The sequence below is a fragment of the Salinicola avicenniae genome (assembly GCF_023736115.1).
GTDB classification, from domain to species: Bacteria; Pseudomonadota; Gammaproteobacteria; order Pseudomonadales; family Halomonadaceae; genus Salinicola; species Salinicola avicenniae.
In genome coordinates this window covers 475,097-496,578 of the sequence record NZ_JAKQZC010000005.1, presented here as the reverse complement: position 1 = coordinate 496,578, position 21,482 = coordinate 475,097, and the positions used below count along the sequence as shown (strand labels likewise).

At 65.5% G+C, this 21,482-nt stretch carries 14 protein-coding genes; 8 read left to right on the top strand and 6 right to left on the bottom strand.

Translation table 11 applies throughout. The features are described from left to right. The first annotated feature begins 38 nt into the window (after positions 1 to 38). From MC381_RS14295 to MC381_RS14280, 4 genes are all read left to right on the top strand, one after another. Positions 39 to 437 (top strand): GIY-YIG nuclease family protein, encoded by a 399-nt coding sequence (locus MC381_RS14295; protein ID WP_374708178.1) that lies wholly within the window; start codon positions 39 to 41, stop codon positions 435 to 437. A 37-nt stretch (positions 438 to 474) separates the two neighbouring features. Beyond that, complete coding sequence (locus tag MC381_RS14290; RefSeq protein WP_251978415.1) at positions 475 to 1,227, top strand: ParA family protein; 753 nt, start codon at positions 475 to 477, stop codon at positions 1,225 to 1,227. Between the two features lie 98 nt (positions 1,228 to 1,325). Further along, a complete protein-coding gene (locus MC381_RS14285; protein ID WP_251978414.1) occupies positions 1,326 to 3,032 on the top strand; it encodes a VRR-NUC domain-containing protein in 1,707 nt (568 codons plus the stop codon). Further along, complete coding sequence (locus MC381_RS14280) at positions 3,029 to 5,326, top strand: ATP-dependent DNA helicase (RefSeq protein WP_251978413.1); 2,298 nt, start codon at positions 3,029 to 3,031, stop codon at positions 5,324 to 5,326. The genes MC381_RS14285 and MC381_RS14280 overlap by 4 nt, the downstream gene beginning before the upstream one ends. An 88-nt stretch (positions 5,327 to 5,414) precedes the next feature. On the opposite strand, the gene MC381_RS14275 is transcribed toward MC381_RS14280, so the two are convergent. Together MC381_RS14275 and MC381_RS14270 are read right to left on the bottom strand one after the other, a co-directional pair. Beyond that, complete coding sequence (locus MC381_RS14275) at positions 5,415 to 7,067, bottom strand: dihydroxyacetone kinase subunit DhaK (RefSeq protein ID WP_251978412.1); 1,653 nt, start codon at positions 7,065 to 7,067, stop codon at positions 5,415 to 5,417. A gap of 43 nt (positions 7,068 to 7,110) precedes the next feature. Then, positions 7,111 to 8,409 carry an NAD(P)/FAD-dependent oxidoreductase gene (locus tag MC381_RS14270; RefSeq protein WP_251978411.1) on the bottom strand — a complete coding sequence of 433 codons (1,299 nt, stop codon included), beginning with the start codon at positions 8,407 to 8,409 and terminating at the stop codon, positions 7,111 to 7,113. 421 nt (positions 8,410 to 8,830) lie between these two features. Here MC381_RS14270 and MC381_RS14265 point away from each other — a divergent pair, with 421 nt between their 5' ends. From MC381_RS14265 to MC381_RS14255, 3 genes are all read left to right on the top strand, one after another. Then, positions 8,831 to 9,496, top strand: coding sequence for a phosphoglycolate phosphatase (locus tag MC381_RS14265; RefSeq protein WP_251978410.1), 666 nt, complete (start codon positions 8,831 to 8,833; stop codon positions 9,494 to 9,496). Between the two features lie 222 nt (positions 9,497 to 9,718). Next, the gene (gene trpE, locus MC381_RS14260) at positions 9,719 to 11,218 is read left to right on the top strand and encodes an anthranilate synthase component I (protein ID WP_251978409.1); all 1,500 of its coding nucleotides are present in this window, start codon (positions 9,719 to 9,721) and stop codon (positions 11,216 to 11,218) included. Positions 11,219 to 11,547: 329 nt separating this feature from the next. Then, complete coding sequence (locus MC381_RS14255) at positions 11,548 to 12,084, top strand: TVP38/TMEM64 family protein (RefSeq protein WP_251978408.1); 537 nt, start codon at positions 11,548 to 11,550, stop codon at positions 12,082 to 12,084. 91 nt (positions 12,085 to 12,175) lie between these two features. Here the strand turns inward: MC381_RS14255 and argF are convergent, their stop codons facing one another. Next, positions 12,176 to 13,093, bottom strand: coding sequence for an ornithine carbamoyltransferase (gene argF / locus MC381_RS14250; protein ID WP_251978407.1), 918 nt, complete (start codon positions 13,091 to 13,093; stop codon positions 12,176 to 12,178). A gap of 424 nt (positions 13,094 to 13,517) precedes the next feature. On the opposite strand from argF, the gene grxD reads away from it, so the two are divergent. Further along, a complete protein-coding gene (gene grxD / locus MC381_RS14245; RefSeq protein ID WP_251978406.1) occupies positions 13,518 to 13,859 on the top strand; it encodes a Grx4 family monothiol glutaredoxin in 342 nt (113 codons plus the stop codon). Positions 13,860 to 13,974: 115 nt separating this feature from the next. On the opposite strand, the gene MC381_RS14240 is transcribed toward grxD, so the two are convergent. Genes MC381_RS14240 through MC381_RS14230 form a run of 3 tightly spaced genes read right to left on the bottom strand, consistent with a single transcriptional unit; the run spans position 13,975 to position 21,454 of the window. Next, entirely contained in the window at positions 13,975 to 17,088 is a 3,114-nt protein-coding gene (locus MC381_RS14240) for an efflux RND transporter permease subunit (protein WP_251978405.1), read from the bottom strand. After that, complete coding sequence (locus MC381_RS14235; protein WP_251978404.1) at positions 17,085 to 20,198, bottom strand: multidrug efflux RND transporter permease subunit; 3,114 nt, start codon at positions 20,196 to 20,198, stop codon at positions 17,085 to 17,087. Before MC381_RS14235 ends, MC381_RS14240 begins: the two co-directional genes overlap by 4 nt. Further along, entirely contained in the window at positions 20,195 to 21,454 is a 1,260-nt protein-coding gene (locus tag MC381_RS14230) for an efflux RND transporter periplasmic adaptor subunit (protein ID WP_251978403.1), read from the bottom strand. The genes MC381_RS14235 and MC381_RS14230 overlap by 4 nt, the downstream gene beginning before the upstream one ends. Positions 21,455 to 21,482: the final 28 nt, after the last annotated feature.

Sequence of the window (21,482 nt, the reverse complement as noted above, 5' to 3'; positions counted from 1 at the left end):
GCCGACACGGCGCGAACGCTGACGCCGAGCCTCGGGCGATGACATCGCCGGTAGATGGCGAACCGCCGGTGACCGGCGACGGGGCGTCGACCGATAACGCGGCAATGCTGGCCGTCGAGACGCAGCGCTGGTATCTCTATCTGATAGAGACCGCGCGGGGCGCGCTGTATACCGGTATTACCACCGATGTGGCGCGTCGCTTTGCCCAGCATGAGGCGGGCAAGGGCGCACGGGCCCTGCGCGGTAAGGGGCCGTTGACGCTGGTGCACGCCGAGTGGGTCGGTGATCACGGCGAGGCGCTGAGGCGCGAGGCGGCGGTCAAGCGGCTGCGGGCGGCGCAGAAATGGCGTTGGGTATCACAGCGACAAGCGGCGGTCGGCGCCCGAGCGGGCGATTGTCACGCACTTGTCATCCGCCGACGCGAGGCCAACACGTAGTATTCCTTGATGTTCAAACCATAAAGGAATCAACAACATGAAAGTGGTGGCGCTGCACAACCTCAAGGGGGGCGTGGGCAAGACGTCGGCCGCGGTCAATCTGGCGCGGGAAGCCCAGCGCGATGGCCTGCCGGTTTTGCTCTGGGATCTCGATGCCCAGGGCGCCTCGACCTGGGTGCTGGGGGGCAAGGGGGGGCTGGGCAAGAAAGTCTCGAAGCTCCTGGCCGGCAAGTCGCCGTTGGGGGAGCAGGTTCAGCATACTCACTGGGAACGCTTCGACCTGCTACCCTCGGATATCCGGCTGCGTGATCTGGATCGCCTGCTCGAGGAGAAGGCCAGTGGTGACAAGCACCTGAAGCGGCTGATCGAGCCGTTCAGTGAAGAATACGCGCTGATGATCCTCGACTGCCCGCCGGGGCTCTCCACGCTTGCCGATCAACTGATCCGTGCCGCCGACCGCATTCTGGTGCCTACCATCCCCAGTCCGCTATCGGTCCAGGCCTTCACGCGTATGGTCGAGCATCTTGATCTCAAGAAACGTCAGCGCGAGCGACTCGCCCCGTTTTTTAACCTGGTCGACCGTCGCCGCAAGCTGCATCGCGAGTGGCTGGCGTCCGCACCGGCGGCGCTCGGGACGCCGATGCAGAGCTGGATTCCTTATGCCAGCGATGTCGAACGCATGAGCCTGGCGTGCCAGCCGCTGGCGGATATCGTCCCGCGTAGTCGCGCGACATTGGCCTACCGCGCGCTATGGCGAGAGCTGAAAAACGATCTCGAGCTTACCCGTTGACGGTAGAAGACCTCGCCTCGAGGTTGATGCAGAGCATTTCGGTGTCGCGGCTCGAGCTGTATGCTTAGCCAGTCATTTCCGGCTCGCGACTTGTGCTCATGGCGCTTCCTACACTCGACGACCCTTTCTATTACCTGGCCAACTTTCGCCGCGTTCTCGACTGGCTAACGGCGCGCTACGCCGACCTGCTGACGGCGCACGAGCGGGACTTCATCGAACGGTTCGACACGCTACCTTGGACGTCGCAGGCATTGCTGGTGCGCCTGGTGATGCGCAAGGGGATCGATTTTCGTCTCGGTCGTCTGCAGTATGCCGAAATCGGCGAGACGGCGGTGGCGGTCGAACCCTTGATCGAACAAGGGTGGGTCGAAGAGGGGGTGCCGCTCACGCTCGAAGCGTTGTTCGCGCTAACGACTCGCCCGGAGCTCGACGTCGATCTGCGCGCTTGGCTGGCCGGGCTCGGGTTAGGACGCTCGTCCGGCAAGGGCGCCTGGCTGAACGCGCTGCAGGTGGAGTCGCCATCGCCTCGCCCCTTGGCGCAGTGGTTGCCGAGCCTGGGCGATCGCCATCTGCGCCTGACCATCGATGCTCTGTGCGAGCGCTTCCGCCTGATGTTTTTCGGCAATCTACGCCAGCAGTGGTCCGAATTCGTGCTCGCCGAACTCGGCATCTACCGCTTCGAGCGTGTGGCGCTGGAGGCGGACTCGCGGGCCTTTTCGCGCCGAGAGGAGCTGGAGGCCTACCATCATCTGCACGCCTGCCGTGAACGTCTCGACGCTGACGAGCCGTTGGCCACGCTGCTGCCGGACGTGCCGCTCGACGCGTTCGATAACGCCTGGCTGGAGCGTCGGCGCGGGCGTCTGGTCCACAAGATTGCCTACCGGTGCGAACGTCAGGGCGATCTGGATCAGGCACGGCGGCTCTACGAGGCCAGCTCGGCACCGGAGTCGCGATTGCGGCGGGTACGTGTGCTGGAGGCGCAGGACCGGATTGCCGACGCCCTTGCCCTGGGCGAGCAGGCGTTGGCGTCGCCGGGCTACGATGCGGAACAGCAGGCGCTCGCGCGTATCCTGCCGCGGCTGCGACGCAAGCTCGGCGGCGCCCCGGTTCGACGGCGGAAAACGGCCGAGCCTGGCCGGTTTGACCTTGAATTGCCGCCATCTAGCAGTGTCGAGCGCGCCGTGGCACGGCATCTGTCGCAGCCAGGTGCCCCGGTCTTCTACGTCGAGAACACGCTGATCAATACCCTGTTCGGCCTGCTCTGTTGGGAAGCGATCTTCGCGCCGTTGCCCGGCGCTTTCTTTCATCCCTTTCACAGCGGGCCGGCGGATCTGTTCGATGTCGACTTTCACGCGCGCCGTCGTGAGCTTTTCCAGCGCTGTCTCGTCGCGCTGGAACGCGGCGAACATGGCGAGATCATTCGCCGGCACCGGCAGGAAAAGTGCGGTATCCAGTCGCCGTTCGTGGTCTGGGAAGCACTCGACGACACGGCGCTGGAGCTGGCCCTGACCTGCATTCCTCCGGCGCATCTGCGCCTCTGGTTCGAGCGCCTGCTCGGGGATATTCGTGCCAATCGCGCCGGCATGCCGGACCTGATCCAGTTCATGCCCGAGGCTGGCGATGGAGAGATCGGCTACCGCATGATCGAAGTGAAGGGCCCGGGCGACCGTCTGCAGGACAACCAGAAGCGCTGGCTCGAGTTCTGCGCCTTGCATGAGATGCCGGTGAATGTCTGCTATGTCACCTGGCGGGCCGATGCCCCGGAAGGTCACAGCGAGACCGCCTCGCCCGGGACTGGCGCTTGAGCTATCGCATCGCCGTGCGGGCCCTGTGTGAATTTGCCGCCAAGACCGGCGATCTCGACCTGCGCTTTACCCCGTCGCCTTCGGCGCAGGAGGGCATCGTCGGCCACCAGGTGGTTGGTGAACGGCGCGGCGCGGATTACGAGCGCGAGATCGCGCTGAGCGGGTGTTATTGCCAGCTTGAGGTGCGCGGCCGTGCCGACGGCTACGATCCGAAGGCCAACCGGCTGGAAGAGATCAAGACGCACCGTGGCGAGCTCTCTCGCCAGCCCGCCAACCAGCGCGCGCTGCACTGGGCGCAGGCCAAGGTCTACGGCCATCTGCTGTGCCTCGAGCGTGGGCTGGATGCGCTTACCGTGACGCTGGTCTACTTCGATATCGTCAGCCAGCGCGAGACGCCGCTGAGCGAGCACTGTTCGGCGGACGAGCTGCGCGACAGTTTCGAGACGCATTGCCGCGCCTTTCTGGCTTGGGCGCAGCAGGAACTGGCGCATCGGCGGTGGCGGGACGAGTCACTCAAGACACTGGCGTTCCCGTTCGCGGATTTTCGCCAAGGGCAGCGACCGCTGGCGGAGTCGGTCTACAAGGCGATCCACACCGAGCGCTGGCTGATGCTGCAGGCGCCGACCGGCATCGGCAAGACGCTAGGCACGCTGTTCCCGATGTTGAAGGCGATGCCGGGAGAGCCGCTCGACAAGCTGCTCTTTCTGACCGCGCGCAATACCGGTCAGGCCTTGGCGGGGGAGGCGCTGGACCAGCTCGGCGCAAAGCCGTCGGCGGGCGCCTCTGCGGCACTGCCGCTGCGCGTGCTGACACTGACCGCACGCGACAAGGCGTGCGAGCATCCTGACAAGGCGTGCCACGGCGATGCCTGCCCACTGGCTGCCGGCTTCTACGACAAGCTGCCAGTGGCCCGCGCTGCGGCAGTCCAGCGGGGTTGGCTTGATCGAGACGGGCTGCGGGAGATCGCGCTGACGCACGCGGTCTGTCCCTATTATCTGGGGCAGGAGATGGCGCGCTGGGCCGACGTGATCGTCGGCGACGTCAACTACTGGTTCGACTTCCACGCCATGCTTTATGCCCTGAGCCAGCAGCTCTCGTGGCGGGTCGGCGTGCTGGTCGACGAGGCGCACAACCTGGTGGAGCGCGGTCGTGGCATGTACAGCGCGTCGCTGGATCATGTCGCCTTCCGCCGGCTCAAGGCGACGCTGCCCAAACCGCTCACGCGGCCGCTGGGACGCGTCGCGTCGGCTTGGCAGAGGCTGGATGAAGAGAGCGGGCCCGGCGAGGGGCAGGACTATCGGGTCGTCGAGACGTTGCCCGGCAAGCTGATCGGCGCGCTGCAGCAGGCGGTTTCCGCCATCGTGGAGTATCAGAGCGAGCAGCCGATCGCACTGGACAGCGAACTGCAGCGTTTTGCCTTCGACGCCCAGCATTTCTGTCGTGTCGCCGAGACGTTCGGTGCGCACTCGCTGTTCGACATCACGCGTCAGGCGCCGCGCGGCCGACAACGGAAAGCCGGAGCCGCGCTGACACTGCGCAACGTGGTGCCGGCGTCGTTTCTGGCGCCGCGCTTCGCGGCCGCCCACGGTGGCACGCTCTTTTCCGCCACGTTGACCCCGGAAGCGTACTATCGCGACCTGCTCGGGGTGCCAGGAGATGCGCCCTGGCTAACGCTGGAGTCGCCGTTCTGCCATTCGCAGCTCAAGGTCCATATCGCGCACCGGCTGTCGACCCGTTATGCCGATCGTGACGCGTCGCTGACGCCGATCGCCGATCGCATTGCCGAGCAGCTCGAGGCCCGCCCCGGTAACTATCTGGCTTTCTTCTCGAGTTTCGCTTATCTCGAGCGCGTGGCCGCGCGCCTGGCCGAACGGCATCCGCAGGCCCGCCAGTGGTGTCAGGCGACACGCATGGACGACGCGGCGCGAGCCGATTTTCTAGCACGTTTCGAGCCGGGTGGCCGGGGCGTGGGGTTCGCCGTGCTCGGCGGCATTTTCGGCGAGGGGATCGATCTGCCGGGTGAGCGACTCATCGGGGCTTTCGTCGCGACCCTGGGCCTGCCGCAGGTCAATCCGGTCAACGAGCAGATGCGGGCGCGGCTGCAGGCACTCTACGGCCGAGGCTATGACTACGCCTACTTCTTTCCCGGCATGCAGAAAGTGGTCCAGGCTGCCGGCCGCGTGATTCGCTCCGGCAGCGACGAGGGCGTCATTCACCTGCTCGATGACCGTTTTGCCCGCCACGAAGCGCGGGCGCTGCTACCGGCGTGGTGGCCCGCGCCGGCGTTCGACTGACCGAGCCCGCGGCCTGTCGTGCTCAGTGGGTGGGCGGCCGCGATTCTCGTCGATGTCGCGCTGTCTGATCTAGGTCGCGCTGTCTCGTCTATGTCGTGCTTGCCAATGTCTCGAATACCCTCGCCACGGCCTCGGCACCCGGGTCGACGACGCCCTGGAGCGCACTTTCGGGCACGTAGGCGGAGCGGCCGGCATTGGCGCGCGTGAGCGTCGCCGTGGCCTGGGCGCCATCGCGGGCGGCCTGTGCTGCCTGGGATAGCGACTCCCCTCGCTGCAGCGACTCGATGGCGGGCACCAGGGCATCGAGCATGGTGCGGTCGCCGGGCTTGGCACCGCCGTAGGTCTGCATCTTCTCGATACCGTCGGCGAGAGACTCCACGAGGTCGCCGCGCTGGTCCAGTGACGCGCCGGCGGCGGTAAACAGGATCGACAGCAATACGCCGCTGGAGCCCCCCATGTCGCGCGACAGTAGCTGGCCGATGCCGGCAAACAGCGGGGCCATCGCCTGGGTATTCAAGCGGCCGGCCTCGAGTGCCGCCGCGATGGCGTCGGCGCCGCTCTGCAGGCTGGCACCGGCGTCGCCGTCGCCGCTTTTGGCATCGAGGGCGTCCAGATCCTGACGCGCGTCGCGCAGGGTTGCGACGATGCGCTTGAGCTGGTTCGTGATCCTGGTGTCCTGGGGGGCGTCTTCGCTGAGAGCGTCGTGAGCCTGATGCGTGTCGGGCGCAAAGGTCGTCGGCGCGCGGCAGGGGCGAAGCCCTGGCCAGGCTGGGGCTGACGTCGGCGCGCTAAGCGCGTCGACAAACTCGGCTGCTGCCGGCAACAGCGTCACGGAGAAGCCGTGCATGTCGAGCGAGGTCATCAACGGTGCCGGCCCGAGGAGGTGCGAGACCTGCGACGGACCGAGCTGGCGCAACAGGACATCGGCCAGCACGCCAAGCTCCTGCGTCGAACAGCCGCCGAGATCGTTGATCACCGCGATCCACGGCCCGGACAGGTGTCGATTCGTCAGGGCGTCACGCAGCGGTGCCAGCACCAGCGCCATGGCCTCGTCGGCGCTCTGCGGATCGACTTCCCGCGTGCCGCTCTCGTTATGGATGCCGAGCCCGAGCTCCGGCGCGCGCGCGGCTGGTCGCTGGCCAGGCTGCGCCGCTGGGCTCAGCGCCATGCCAAGCGATGCCAGGGATCGACAGAGCGATTCGGTTGCGGCCTTGATCTCTGTCAGCGGTGTCTTCTGGCTGGCGAGGTAGCCGGCTAGCTTGTGTACCAGCACCGTGCCGGCGATGCCACGCGGCTGCGGTGCATCCTGGATTGACACGTCGTCGGCGACGATGACCATCTCGACAGCCAGCCCCTCGCGGCGGGCGCGCTCGGCGGCCAATCCGAAGTTGAGTCGGTCGCCGGTATAGTTTTTCACCACCAGTAGACAGCCTGCCTCACCGCACACGTCACGAATCGCGGCCAGGACCGCTTCGACGCTGGGGGAGGCGAACAGGCTGCCGGAGATGGCGCCGGTGAGCATGCCGTCGCCGATATAGCCGGCGTGAGCCGGTTCGTGGCCCGCACCCCCGCCGGAGAGAATCGCCACCTGCTGTCGACCCTGGTCCGTGCGATCCCAGTCTTCGCGGATCAGAATCCGCAGGCCGCTTTCCGGCGCCGCGATGCGCAGGTCGCTCGTGGCGGCCGTCGCCGCGAGCACGGCGTCGACGACCTGGTCAGGGGCATTGTAGAAACGTTCCATGTCTTCTCCTCCCGGGCCCGGCCGACACGCCTTGGCGGGGTCCTCAGTGCAATTTCATCTTGGGTCGCAGATAGCGGTTCAGGCCGTCGACCACGACGGTCATGGCGGTCTTGAAGAGACCGTGGATCGCCATCTGGTGCATCCGGTAGAGAGAAGCGTAGAACAACTTCGCCAGACGCCCTTCGATGAACAGGCTGCGGGCGGAGGCGCCTCGCATCAGGCTGCCGACCGCTTCGAAGTGGGCCAATGAAATCAGCGAGCCGCGATCGTGGAAGACGAATGGCTTGAGCGGCTTGCCATCCATGGCCGCGCGCAGGTTGTGATAGCACTGGGTGGCCTGCTGGTGCGCGGCCTGGGCCCGCGGCGGGACACGCTTGTCGTCGGGCTGTGGGCAGGCGGCGCAGTCGCCGAAGGCGAAGATGCGGTCGTCGTCGACGCTGGTGAGCGTCTGATTGACCTTGACCTGATGATTGCGCTCGGTCGCGATGCCAAGTTCGGAGAGGAAGGCCGGCGCGCGAATGCCGGCCGCCCAGACGCTGAGATCGGTCTCCAGCGGCTCGCCGTCGGCGGTAATGAAACCGTGTTCGTTGGCTTCGGTGACGCGCGTGTCGACGTGTATCTTGACGCCGAGACGCTCCAGCTCCCCGTGTACCGCGCGGCTGATGCGCTCCGGCAGCGCAGGAAGAACCCGCGGTGCCGCTTCGATCAGGTGGACTTCCAGCTTGCCGCTGTCGAGCGCGGTAAAACCATAGCTGTGAAGCATGCGTGAGGCGCCAAACAGCTCTGCGGCGAGCTCGACACCCGTCGCGCCAGCCCCGACCAGGCCCACGGTCAGCTTGGGGTGCGTACGGCGTTCCGGGTCGCTGTAGCGCAGGAAGGTGTTGAGCATGTCCTGACGGAAGGCTTCCGCCTGATGCGGGCTGTCGATGAAGTGGCAGTGATCGGCGACGCCGGGGGTGCCGAAGTCGTTGGAGACGCTGCCGACCGACAGCACCAGATAGTCGTACTCGATCTGGCGGGCGGGCAGTACCACGGTGCCATCGTCGTCGACGATCGCCTCCAGGGTAATGGTGCGCGCTTCACGATCGATGCCGTTGAGCGTGCCGCGCTGAAAGCGGTAGCCGTTGTGCTTGGAGTGTCCCTGGTAGGAGACTTCATCCAGGCCGGAATCCAGCGTGCCGGTGGCAATCTCGTGCAGGAGCGGCTTCCAGATGTGCGTGGGGTTGCGGTCCACAAGAACGATGTCGGCGCGTTGGCGTTTGCCGAGCTTGCGACCCAGTCGGGTCACTAGCTCGAGTCCGCCGGCGCCGCCACCGACCACGACGATGCGCGGTTGGGTCATGACGGTCTCCACTCGTAAGACGAAAGTCGAATCAGAAAGCGTAGAAGAAACGCGGGGAAAATGGGGAAGGTCGAAAACAGGTGACGAGGTCGAGGCGGTCGGCACCGGGGAGCCGGACGCAGCCTACCGCAGGAAAGCAGGGTAACAGGGCGCGGCGGTGTTGGCGGTGGGCACGGCACGATCACGTGTGGGGGCACCTATCGGTCGACGAATCAATGAGGCGACAGGATACGCGGATGCGTCGACATTGGCATCTGCCGGTTGCGTAAACTGGCGCGCCTGTGGGGTAATCCGCCAGCGCGTCTCGCTTGCCTCGAGAGGGGCCATGTCATCTATTCAAGACAGGCCACGTCACCCACTCAAGACAGGTCGCTTTATCCATTGAAAACAGGCCGCTTCGCCCATGGTCACAGGAGATGGCATGCACCCGCTGTTGAATGACATTCGTCTTGTCGCCTTCGATCTCGACGGCACGCTGATCGATTCGGTCCCTGATCTGGCGGCGGCGGTCGATGCGATGCTCGCCGATCTGTCGCTGGCACCGGCCGGTGAGACAGCGGTGCGAGATTGGGTCGGCAACGGTTCGCACCAACTGGTGGCGCGGGCGTTGCAGGCGGGCCTGGGCACCACGCCTGATCCCGCGATGCTGGAGAGGGCCCACGAACGCTTCCTGTATCACTATCATCAGGCACCGTGCGTGCGAACCCGGGTCTATCCGGGCGTGGTCGAGGCGCTCTCGGCGCTGTGTAGCCGCAGTGTCATCGTCACGCTGGTCACCAACAAGCCGCAGGCCTTCATCGCCCCGATCCTCACGGCGCTGTCGCTGGACGACTACTTCCGCGCGACGCTGGGCGGCGATTCGCTGGCGGAGAAAAAGCCGCATCCGGCGCCACTTTTGCACCTGGCGGCCCGGTTCGACGTCGCGCCCGTCAACTGCCTCATGGTGGGGGATTCGCGCCACGATGTGGAGGCCGGCAAGCGCGCCGGATTCCGCACGTTGGCGGTGCCGTACGGCTACAATCACGGAGAACCGGTGGCGTCGAGTCAGCCGGATGGCGTAGTTGAATCGCTGGGGGAACTCGTTTAGGGTTTCCGAACGGCGCCACGGCGCCGTTTTCCCCGCTCGTGCCGAGCCGTTTCCACTTCAGATCGAGCCCTGACATGTCACCGGATAGCCTTCGTCGTTTCTGTTCCTGCGCCTTGATGCGTCACGTCAAGCGTTGGCGATGGTGAACTTCAGCGAACGCCAGAAAGCCCCCGATGGTCCGCCATCGATACCTGCTGAACGTCATCCCCGGAGCCCGGTTTCATGATCACCCAAGAACGCTTCAACGAGCTGGCGCAGGCCGGCTATAACCGCATTCCCGTTACGCGCGAGGTGCTTGCGGATCTCGATACGCCGCTGTCGACCTACCTCAAGCTGGCCGACGCGCCCTGGACCTTTCTGCTCGAGTCCGTGCAGGGAGGCGAAAAGTGGGGCCGCTATTCGATTATCGGCTTGCCTTGTCGCGAGCGTATCGAAGTGCGCGGCTTCACCGTGCGTCATATCGTCGACGGAGAGCAGCAGGGCGCGACGGAGGTCGAAGATCCGCTGGCCTGGATCGAACAGTTCCACGCTCGCTTCAAGGTGCCGGATCTCGACGACCAGCCGCGCTTCGACGGTGGCCTGGTCGGCTACTTCGGTTATGACACGATTCGCTATATCGAGCCGCGGCTGCGCAGCGCGGCGGCGGCCGACAAGCCGGACCCGATCGGGGTGCCGGATATTCTGCTGATGGTCTGCGATGACCTGGTGGTGTTCGACAATCTCTCCGGGCGTCTGCAGCTCTGGACGCATGCCGACCCGCAGCAGGTAGACGCTTACGCCAACGCGGTCGAGCGGCTCGAAGTGCTGGAGCTCAAGCTGCGCAGTGCGACCTTCAATACGCTGAGCCCGGGCACCGGGCGCGCCGACGTGGGCGAGGAAGATTTCCATGCCAGCTTCAGCGAGCAGGGCTACAAGGACGCGGTCGGGCGTATCAAGGAGTACGTACTGGCGGGCGATCTGATGCAGTGCGTGCCGTCGCAGCGCATGTCGATCCCCTACCAGGCACCGCCGCTGGATCTCTATCGCGCCCTGCGCAGTCTCAATCCGTCGCCCTACATGTTCTTCCTCAACCTGGACGATCATCACGTCATCGGTTCCTCGCCGGAGATTCTGACCCGGCTCGAAGGGGAGGAAGTGACCGTGCGACCGATCGCGGGAACGCGTCATCGCGGGGCGACGGCGGAGGAGGACAAGGCGCTCGAGGCCGACCTGCTCGGCGATCCCAAGGAGATAGCCGAACACCTGATGCTGATCGATCTCGGGCGCAACGATATTGGCCGCATCAGCCAGACGGGGACGGTCGAGGTTACCGACAACATGTCGATCGAGCGCTATTCGCACGTCATGCATATCGTTTCCAACGTGACCGGCAAGCTGCGCCAGGGGATGTCGGCGATGGACGTGCTGCGCGCGACCTTTCCGGCCGGCACGCTCTCGGGCGCACCCAAGATACGTGCGCTGGAGGTTATCGACGAGCTGGAACCGGTCAAACGCGGCGTCTATTCCGGTGCGGTCGGGTATCTCTCCTGGCATGGCAACATGGACATGGCGATCGCCATTCGCACGGCGGTGCTCAAGGATGGCGAGCTGCACGTGCAGGCGGGTGGCGGCATCGTCGCCGACTCCGATCCGGACGCCGAATGGCACGAGACGCTGAACAAGCGACGTGCGCTGTTCCGCGCCGTCGCCATGGCCGAAAAGGGATTGGATAATCTCGAGTAACGCGTAACGCGTAACGCGTAACGCGTAACGCGTAGCGCGAGGGCGTCGGTCGGTTCCCGAGTCGACGTCCTCGTCCTGCATGCCCGCCAATGCTCCGCCATCGGTCAGGCTGGTCTGGGCTGTCATCCACGCTGGTCTAGGCTGTCATCAAAGCGTCATCCGCCGAGGCGTATGTTGGCGGCATGCGCTCTTTCCCCGGTGGTCGACACCCGTCTTGCTCGCGAGCCATCTCCCGCCGAATGGCTCGCTTGGCCGTGCGAGGCCGCTCGGTCTTTGTGGTCGTCGCGGGACTCGCGCTTATGGCGAGTGTGCTCCTCCCTGGCGGCACGATGTCAGCCGAAACGCTATCGACGCTACATCCGCTGCTCTTTCTGCTGATCATGGCAACACTGCCCGCCATTGGTCTGCCCATGACGCCATTCTATGTGGTGGCCGGCATCGGCTACGGCGTCCCGCTCGGTCTGTTGCTGTCGGTCACGGCGACCCTGTTCAACCTGCTGCTCTGTTTCTGGATCGCCCGCGGGCCGCTACGGCCGCACCTGCAGGCACGGCTCGTGCGCCGGATGCCGCTGCTGGCAACGGTCGAGACGCAACGCAACGATGCCTGGCGCCTCGCCATGATGGTCAAGCTGGTGCCGGGCGTTCCAATGTTTCTCAAGCATTACGCGCTGGGCGTGGTCGGCGTGCCGCTGACGGTCTATCTGGGGGCGGCGCTGCTGACGACGGGGCCATACAGCGTGGCCTTCGTGACGTTGGGAGAGTCGGCGCTGGAGGGAGATAGCGGGCAGGCGTTGATGGCGGCGAGCCTGCTGCTGCTGGCGCTACTCGCGACCACGTTCTGGCGCCGCAATCGCGCGCAACGATAGCGTCGGGTGGCAGGATTTCGATAGCGCGCCTTGAGGCCGATCTTTGCGATCGTTGCTAGGGCGCGCCGCCGCGACGGCGCGCCCGCTGGGGTTACTCGACCTGGCCGAGCAGCAGGAACTCGATCAGCGCCTTCTGCGCGTGCAGTCGGTTGCCGGCTTCCTGCCAGACCACGGCACGCGGGTCGTCGAGCAGCGTGGTGCTGATCTCCTCGCCCCGGTGCGCCGGCAGGCAATGCAGGAAGATGGCGTCCTTGGATGCGAGGTCGAGCAGCGCTTCGGTGACCTGGAAGCCGGCAAATGCCTGCTCGCGCTTGGCCTGCTCTTCTTCCTGCCCCATGGAGGCCCAGACATCGGTCGTGATCAGGTCGGCGCCGGTGCAAGCGTCGGCCGGGTCGCGCACGATGCTGACGCGATCGCCCGCCGCTTCAAGAATATCCGCTCGCGGGTCGTAGCCTTCCGGGCAGCAGACGCGCAGGTTGAAATCGAACTGGCGGGCGGCGTTGATCCACGAGTGGCACATGTTATTGCCGTCGCCGATCCACACCGCGGTCTTGCCCTGTACCGGGCCGCGCTGCTCGGTCCAGGTCATCACGTCGGCCAGCAGCTGACAGGGATGATAGTCGTCCGTCAGCGCATTGATCACCGGTACGCTGCTGGCGGCAGCGAAGGTTTCCAGTCCCTCGTGGGAGAACGTACGGATCATCACCGCGTCGACCATTTCGGAAAGCACGCGAGCCGTGTCGCCGATCGGCTCACCGCGGCCGAGCTGGGTATCGCGCGGGGAGAGGAAGAGCGCATGCCCGCCGAACTGCGCCATGGCCGTCTCGAACGACACGCGTGTGCGCGTCGATGACTTCTCGAAGATCATCGCCAAGGTGCGATTCGAGAAGGGCGTGTAGGTCGGGCCGTGCGTTTTCAGCCGGTTCTTGATGGTGATGCCGCGCTGGATCAGATAGGACAGTTCGTCGGCGGAGAGATCCAGCAGGGTCAGAAAGTGGCGTGCGCTCATGAGCGAGTTCCTGTCGTGACGTCGAAGCCAAAGCCTGCGGCAGAGTGCACGCGCCGCGCGGCCAGTAAGGTCTTGTCGGTTGCCCGCTATCGGGACCGACGTGAAAACGATGCAGCCATACCTGAAAAGCAAAAAAGCGCCGTGCGCCGGACAGGCCTGGAGGCATCCGGTGCGCGGCGCCGTGACCGTTCTCGAAAGCCCCCTTCAGGGTCGACCGGTCCGTGCGAAAGCCAATTATCCTAACCAGCGCCGGCAGGCGGTGCAACGGGCGACAGGGTGGCATGACCGCGGGGGTGTTTTCAGGCCACGTCATCAGTAGAATGGCGGTACGGTCATTCTGTTAATTTTTCTTCGCGCGCACGCGAGGGCGGCGGCTTCCGGTCTCGACGGTGGTCGACCGCGCCCTCCCGTCAAAGGACGTCTCATGAGCGATACCATCGAAGCGATCAAGCAGCAGATCAGCGACAACACGATCCTGCTTTACATGAAGGGCTCTCCGCAGCTGCCGCAGTGCGGATTCTCCGCGCAGGCGGTTCAGGCACTGATGGCCTGTGGCGAACGCTTCGCGTTCGTCAATATTCTGGATAACCCGGATATTCGCGCCGAACTGCCGAAGTACGCCAGCTGGCCGACGTTCCCGCAGTTGTGGGTCAACGGTGAGCTGGTCGGCGGCTGCGACATCATCGTCGAGATGTACCAGAACGGTGAGCTGGAGCCGATGATCAAGGAAGCTGCGGCCAAGGCCGAGACTTCCAGCGACAGCTGATTCTCGGGCGCATCGGCGCCCGCAGGCTCGAAGGCCCGAATCCCGTTGGCGGGGTTCGGGCCTTTTGCTGTCTGGGAGGTTGGCGGTGCCGGCTCACGTCGTTATGTCGACCCGCTCAGCCGGCGCTGGTTTCCGCGGCGTCATCTCGCGTCAGATGACGCGGGCGCAGGCGGCGGTGAAGGCGATCGAGATAGAGATAGACGACCGGCGTGGTGTAGAGCGTCAGCAGCTGGCTGACGATCAGGCCGCCGATGATCGTGATCCCCAGCGGCGCGCGCAGGGCGGCGTTCTCGTCGGTGCCCAGCAGCAACGGGACAGCGCCCAGCAGGGCGGCCAGCGTGGTCATCATGATCGGCCGGAAGCGGACCAGCGCGGCCTGGCGAATCGCCTCCATCGGTGTCATTCCCTGATCGCGCTCGCAGATGACGGCGAAGTCCACCAGCATGATGGCGTTCTTCTTGACGACGCCGATCAGCAGAATGATGCCGATCAAGGCGATCAGCGTGAACGGCGTATCCAGTGCCATCAGCGCCAGCAGTGCGCCCACCCCGGCCGAGGGGAGGGTCGACAGAATGGTCAGCGGGTGGATGTAGCTCTCGTAGAGGATTCCCAGGACCAGATAGACGGTGATCAACGCGGCCAGGATCAGCCATGGCATGGCTTCGACACCGCTCTGGAAGGTGCCCGCGCTGCCTTCGAAATCGACCTGAACGGCGGTCGGTAAATGCAGTTCGTCGACCGCCTGGCGAATCCGCGCCGTTGCCTCGCCGAGCGACACGCCATCCTCGAGATTGAACGAGACCGTGGAGGCGGCGAACTGGCCCTGGTGGTTGACCGTGACCGGCGTCGTGCTGCGCTCGATATGGCTGAACGCCGAGATCGGCACCATCTCGCCGTCGCGACCGCTGACGTAGAGGTTGCCGATCGCTTCCGGCGCCTGACGGTAGGGCGCCTTGACTTCCATGACCACGTAGCGCTGCTCATCGGCGTCGTAAAGGCTGGTGACTCGGCTCTGGGCAAAGGCATTGCCGAGGGCGGTATCCACTGTGGTCATGTCGACGCCGAGGCGCGAGGCGGTATCGCGGTCAACCACCAGCATCGCCGATAGCCCCTCGCCGCGGTTGTCGCTGTCGACACCCGTGATGCCATCGACCTGTTCCATGGCCTGCTGCACCTTGCGCGACCACTCGCCCAGCAGCGCCAGGCTGTCGCTCTTGAGCGTGATTTCATACTGGGAGCCGCTGCTCGAGCGGCCGCCGACACGAATGTCCTGCAGCGGAAACATGAAGGTGCTGACGCCGGTGAGATCGCCCAGCTTGGCCGTGAGGCGATTGCCGATCGCCTGTGTCGAGCCCTCGCGATCGGCCTTGAGCGTGATAAAGAGCGTTGCCGACGAGCCGCCTCGCCCTGGCCCGCCGCTGCCCATGAAGCCGAGCACACTGTCGACCGCCGGGTCCGCGGTAAGTCGTTCCCGTACCTGGCGCAGCTTGTCCGACACGGCATCGAACGACAGCGACTGGTCGCCGCGCATGGTGCCGAGCAGTCGGCCGGTGTCCTGATCCGGGATGAAGCCCTTGTCGACGGCGGTGTAGAGATAGCCGTTGAGCACGATGACCGCAATCAGCGACAGCAGCGTGAGGCGCCGATGCTTGAGCGCAATGTCCAGTGTCTTGGCGTAAACGTCCAGACAGCCGCGGCCGAAGGCGACCAGCGCACGCTCCCAGCGTGGCTGCCGCTGGCGTGGCGCATGCGGTTTGAGCCAGCGCGCGCAGAGCATCGGCGTCAGGGTCAGCGAGACCAGCAGAGAGACGCCGATGGCGAGCGAGAGCGTGACCGCGAACTCGTGAAACATGCGGCCGATGAAGCCGCCGAGCAGCAGTAGCGGAATGAACACGGCGACCAGCGATACGCTCATCGAGGTGACCGTGAAGCCGACTTCGCGGGCGCCCTGCAGCGCGGCGGCAAAGGGCTTCTCGCCGCGCTCGATATGGCGTGCGATGTTCTCGACCACGACGATGGCGTCGTCGACCAGGAAGCCGATCGAGACGATCAACGCCATCAGCGACAGCGTATCCAGCGAGAAACCGAACGCCCACATCATGGCGAAGGTGCCGACCAGCGAGACCGGGATCGCGACGCTGGGGATGATGGTGGCCCGCAGGTTGCGCAGGAACAGAAAGACGACCAGGACCACGAGCACGATGGCCAGGATCAGCGTGAGTTGGGTCTCGTGCAGCGACGCCTGGATGCCGGGGGCACGGTCGAGCTGTACGCTGAGGTTGACGTTGCGCGGCAGCAGGCTCTCGATTTCGCTCAGGCGATCGCGGATGCCGCCGATGGTGTCGATGATGTTGGCCCCGCTGGCGCTGCTGATGACCAGCAGCACCGCCGGCAGGTCGTTCTGGAAGCCGACGTTGTAGCGATCCTCGACGCCGTCGAAGACCGTGGCGACGTCGCCGAGTCGCATCAGCGAGCCGTTGTCGCCTCGGGCGATGACGATCTGGCTGTAGTCGCTCGCCTCGAGCAGCTGGGAGTCGCTGTCGACCTCCCAGCGGTGCTCGACGTTCTGGACGAAGCCGGTGGGAGACTGGGTCGTCGCGGTGCGTAGCGCGCCGGCCACGGCATCCAGCGTGATGCCCGCATGGTTGAGCTTGCGCGGGTCGAGCGAGACGCGCACCGCGGGGGAGGAGCTGCCGCCGACGTTGACGTCGCCGACGCCGGGCACCTGCGCGATAGGCGGCGCAATCTGGCTGTCGGCCAGCCGATAGAGTTCGCTGGTGGGGACGGTGTCGGAGGTGAGCGAGAGAATCATCACCGGCGCCGATGCCGGATTCAGTTTGCGATAGCGCGGCCGGCTGGTCATGGCGCTGGGCAGCAGCGGTTGGGCGTCGTTGATCGCGGCCTGGACCTCCTGCGCCGCGACGTTGATATCCTTCTCGAGATCGAACTGGATGATGACGCTGGTCGAGCTGTCCGAGCTGGTCGAGGTCATCTGGGTGATGCCGGGAATTCGTCCGAGGGAGCGCTCCAGCGGCGTAGCGACGGTCGAGGCCATGGTCTCCGGGTTGGCGCCGCTCAGGCTGGCGCTGACGAGAATCGTCGGAAAGGAGACGTTGGGCAGCGGCGCGACCGGCAGGCGGTCGTAGGCCAGCGAGCCGAGGAGCACGATCGCCATTGCCAACAGCACGGTGGCGACGGGACGTCGGACAAAGGGCGCCGACAGACTCACGGCGTCACCTCGTCGGCCGCGTTCACCGTCTGATCATCACGCCGCCAGCGCGCGGCCAAGCGATCGAAGAACAGATAGACCACTGGCGTGGTGAACAGCGTCAGCAGCTGGCTGAAGAGCAGGCCGCCGACCATCGTCAGTCCGAGCGGCTGGCGCAGCTCGGCGCCGTGGCCGCTGGCGAACATCAGCGGCATGGCGCCGAGCAGCGCGGCAAAGGTGGTCATCATGATCGGCCGGAAACGCAGCAGGGCGGCGGTATGGATCGCCTGGGTGGCCGGCATACCGCGCTCCCGCTGCGCCTCGAGGGCGAAGTCGATCATCATGATGGCGTTCTTCTTGACGATGCCGATCAGCAGAATGATGCCGATGACCGCCACGAGCCCCAGCGAATAGCCACTGATCTGCAGGGCGAGCAGGGCGCCGATGGCGGCCGAAGGCAGGGTCGAGAGGATCGTCAGCGGATGGATATAGCTCTCGTAGAGCACCCCGAGCACGATGTACATGGTGACGATGGCCGCGAGAATCAGCCACAGGGTATCGCTGGTCGAGTTGGTGTAGGCCAGGGCCGAGCCGCGGTAGTCGAGCTGGGTCTGCGCGCTGAGCGTTTCCTTGGCGGCTGCGTCCACGGCGGCAAAGGCGTCCGACAGGGAGTGGCCGTCGGCGACCGCGAACGACAGCAGCGCCGAGGGAAACTGGTTCTGGCGCTGCAGCGAGAGTGGCGTGGTGCGCTCGGCCAGCGTGACCAGCGTCGATAGTGGTACGAGCTCGTCATCCTCGCTGGTGACATAGAGACGAGAGAGCGCGTCGGGGCCGGCGCTGTCGGTATCGTTGGCGGAGAGCACCACTCGGTACTGGCTTGCCTGGGTGAAAATGGTCGAGATCAGGCGCTGGCCGAACGCGTCGTAGAGCGCGTCGTCGATGTCGGCGACGCTGATGCCCAGGCGGCCGGCGCGGGCCCGGTCGATGGTCACGGCCAGCTTGCGACCCTGGTTCTGTACGTCGCTTGCGACGTTGGCGATCGCCGGCGACTGGCGTAGACGCTCAAGTAGGCGCTCGACATCGTCATTCAGGCGCTGGCGGTCACCCTGGGTGAGCGAGAATTGATAGGGATAGCGGCTGATGGTGTCTTCGAGTGTCAGGTCCTGAACCGGCTGCAGCGCGAGGGAGAGGCCGGGAATATCGTCATCCAGGCCGCGGAGTCGGTTCAATACCTGATCCAGGCCATCGCGCTCCGCCAGCGGCGCCAGGTTGATCTGCAGGCGCCCGCTGTTGAGCGTGGTGTTGGTGCCGTCGATGCCGATGCTGGAGGACAGGCTTTCCACCGCGGGATCTTTCAGCAGGCGATCGACCAGCTGCTGCTGGCGGGCGCTCATGGCCGCGAACGACGTCGACTGCGTGGCGGTGGTCATGCCACGGATGACGCCGGTGTCCTGCACAGGAAAAAGCCCCTTGGGCGTGGCCAGGAACAGCAGGGCGGTGACGCCAAGGGTCGCCACGGCGACCAGCAGGGTCAGCGTCTGGTGGCGCAGCACGGCATTCAGCGCGTGCTCGTAGCCGCGCGTGACGCGGCCGAATAGGCCGCTGCGGCCGCGCACCAACGCTTCATCGTCGCTCTCCTCGGTGGCCTGCGGGCGGTGCTTCAGCCAGCGTGCGCAGAGCATTGGCGTTAGCGTCAGCGAGACGAAGGCGGATATCAGGATGGAGATCGCCAACGTGAGGGCGAATTCACGGAAAAGCACGCCGACCACGCCGCTCATGAAGACCAGCGGTATCAGCACCGCCAGCAGCGAGACCGTCAGCGAGACGATGGTGAAGCCGATCTGTCGCGAACCCTTGAGTGCCGCCGCGAGAGGCTTCTCGCCTTTCTCGATGAAGCGAGTGATGTTCTCGAGCACGACAATGGCGTCGTCGATGACGAAGCCCGTGGCGATGGTCAGCGCCATCAGGGTCAGGTTGTTGAGGCTGAAGCCGGCCAGGTACATGGCGCCGAAGGTACCCACCAGCGAGAGTGGCACGGCCAGGCTGGGAATCAGCGTGGCCGGAAGATTGCGCAGGAACAGGAAGGTGACCAGGATCACCAGCCCGATCGCCAATACCAGTTCGAACTGCACGTCTTCGACCGCGGCGCGGATAGTAGTTGTGCGGTCGGTGAGCACCTCGACATTCACGGCTGCCGGCAGCGTGTTTTGCAGATTCGGCAGGCTGCGTTTGATACTGTCGGCGACCCCGACCACGTTGGCGCCGGGCTGGCGCAGGACGTCGATCAGAATCGCGCCATCGCGATTGGCCCAGGCCGAGAGGTAGGCGTTCTCGGCGCCGTCCTCGATGGTGGCGACATCCGAGAGGCGGAGCACGCTACCGTTGTCGTGCTTGAGAATCAGATCCCGATAGGCCGCTGCCGACAGCAGCTGATCGTTGGCGTCGATGGTATAGGCACGATAGGGCCCATAGAGCGTGCCCTTGGCCTGATTGACGTTGGCCGCGGCCACGGCGCTGCGCACGGCGGCGAGATCGAGCCCATAAGCCGCCAGCTGGCGCGAGTCCGCGCGGATGCGCACCGCCGGTTCATGGCCACCGGCGAGCTTGACCTGACCGACCCCGCTGATCTGCGCGATCTTCTGCGCCATGCGGGTATCGACCAGATCGTAAACATCGGTCAGCGGGAGCGTGTCCGAACTGACGGCGAGCGTCATGATCGGGGTGTCCGCGGGATTGACCTTGCTGTAGCTGGGCGGGCGAGGCAGATCGTCCGGCAGCAGCGTCTCGGCCTGGTTCAGCGCGGCCTGCACCTCCTGCTCTGCTACGCCCAGGTCGGAGTCGAGCGAGAAGCGCAAGGTGATCAACGAAGCGCCACCGGTGCTGGTCGAGCTCATGTCCTCGAGCCCGGAGATCTCGCCCAGCTCGTCTTCGAGCGGCGAGGTAACGTGGGACAGCATCACGTCCGGCCCGGCGCCGGGGTAGAGCGTGGTGACCTGAATGGTCGGGAAATCGACTTCCGGCAGCGAGGAGATCGTCAGCAGGCGATAGGCCATGGCGCCAGCGATCAGGATCGCCAGCATGACCAGCGAGGTCGCGACCGGACGCAGGATGAAGAGGCGGGAGGGGTTCATGACGCCGCGTCGTCCCCGTCACGCTCGTCGGCGATCGCGTCGTTTTCGTCGGCGACCGCGTCACTCGACTCGCCCGGGAGCGCGTCGCTGACCACGCGCACGCTGGCGCCCTCGCGCAGGTTGTCGACCCCATCGACGACGACGCGTTCGCCCGCTTCGACCCCGCTGGTGAGTGCGCTGCGGCCATCCTGAGTCGCTTCCAGCGTGACGTCACGGCGGCTCACCGTATCGTCATCGCCGACGACATAGACGTAGTTGCCGTCCTGACCGGTCTGCACCGCGGGCTCCGGCACGATGACGCGATCACGCAGAATCTGCGAGACCAGGCTGACGTCGACATAGGCGTTGGGATAGAGCCCGCCGTCGGGATTCTCCAGCGTGGCGCGAAGGCGAATCGTGCCGGTGCCGCTATTGATGTTGCTATCGATGCTGGAGAGCTGGCCGCGGTAGGTCTCGCCGTCGGTGCCGGTCACTCTGACGCTGGGACGGTCACCGTTGGTAAGCCGCTGGCGCACGGTGTCGACGTAGCGGCTGGGCAGGGAAAAGATGACGGAAATGGGGTCGAGCTGGGTGATCGTGACGATCGGGTCGTCGTCACCGAGCTGTACGATGTTGCCGGGATCGACGTTGCGAATACCCACGATGCCGCTGATCGGCGCGCTGATATCGGTATAGTCGAGCTGCACCTGGGCGCTCTGCACGCTGGCGCGATCGCTGGCGACGGTGCCTTCGTACTGCCGTACCAGTTGGCGCTGCTGCTCCAACTCCTGACGCGAGACATAGTTGGTCTCGATCAGTTTCTCGTAGCGGGCCAGATCCTCACGCGCGGAGGCTAGCTGGGCCTGGTCCTGTGCTAGCTGTCCCTGCGCCTGGTCGAGCTGTGCCTGGTAGTCGCGCGGGTCGATACGCGCGAGCCGTTGCCCCTGTTGGACCTCCTCGCCCTCCTCGAAGTTGACGCTGAGCAGCTCGCCCTCGACGCGGGGGCGCACGGCGACGCTCTGCAGTGGCCTTACCGTTCCCAGGGCGGTCAGCTCCAGCGGCAGGTCGCCCTGGCTGGCGGCGATGGCGGCCACGGCCGTGGCTGGCATGCCGGCCTGGCCGCCGGCGCTTTCCGAGGTGCCAACTTCCTCTTCGCTTGCCGAGTTGTCGTCGGCCAAAAAGTAGTAGGCCGCGCCGCCCGCGACGACAATCAGCAACAGCAGCCACACCCATCTGGTGGTGCGACGGGAGCGATTCGGAGACGGGGCAGCAGGCATGGCGGTAAACTTTCCCTGTAGTGTCTAG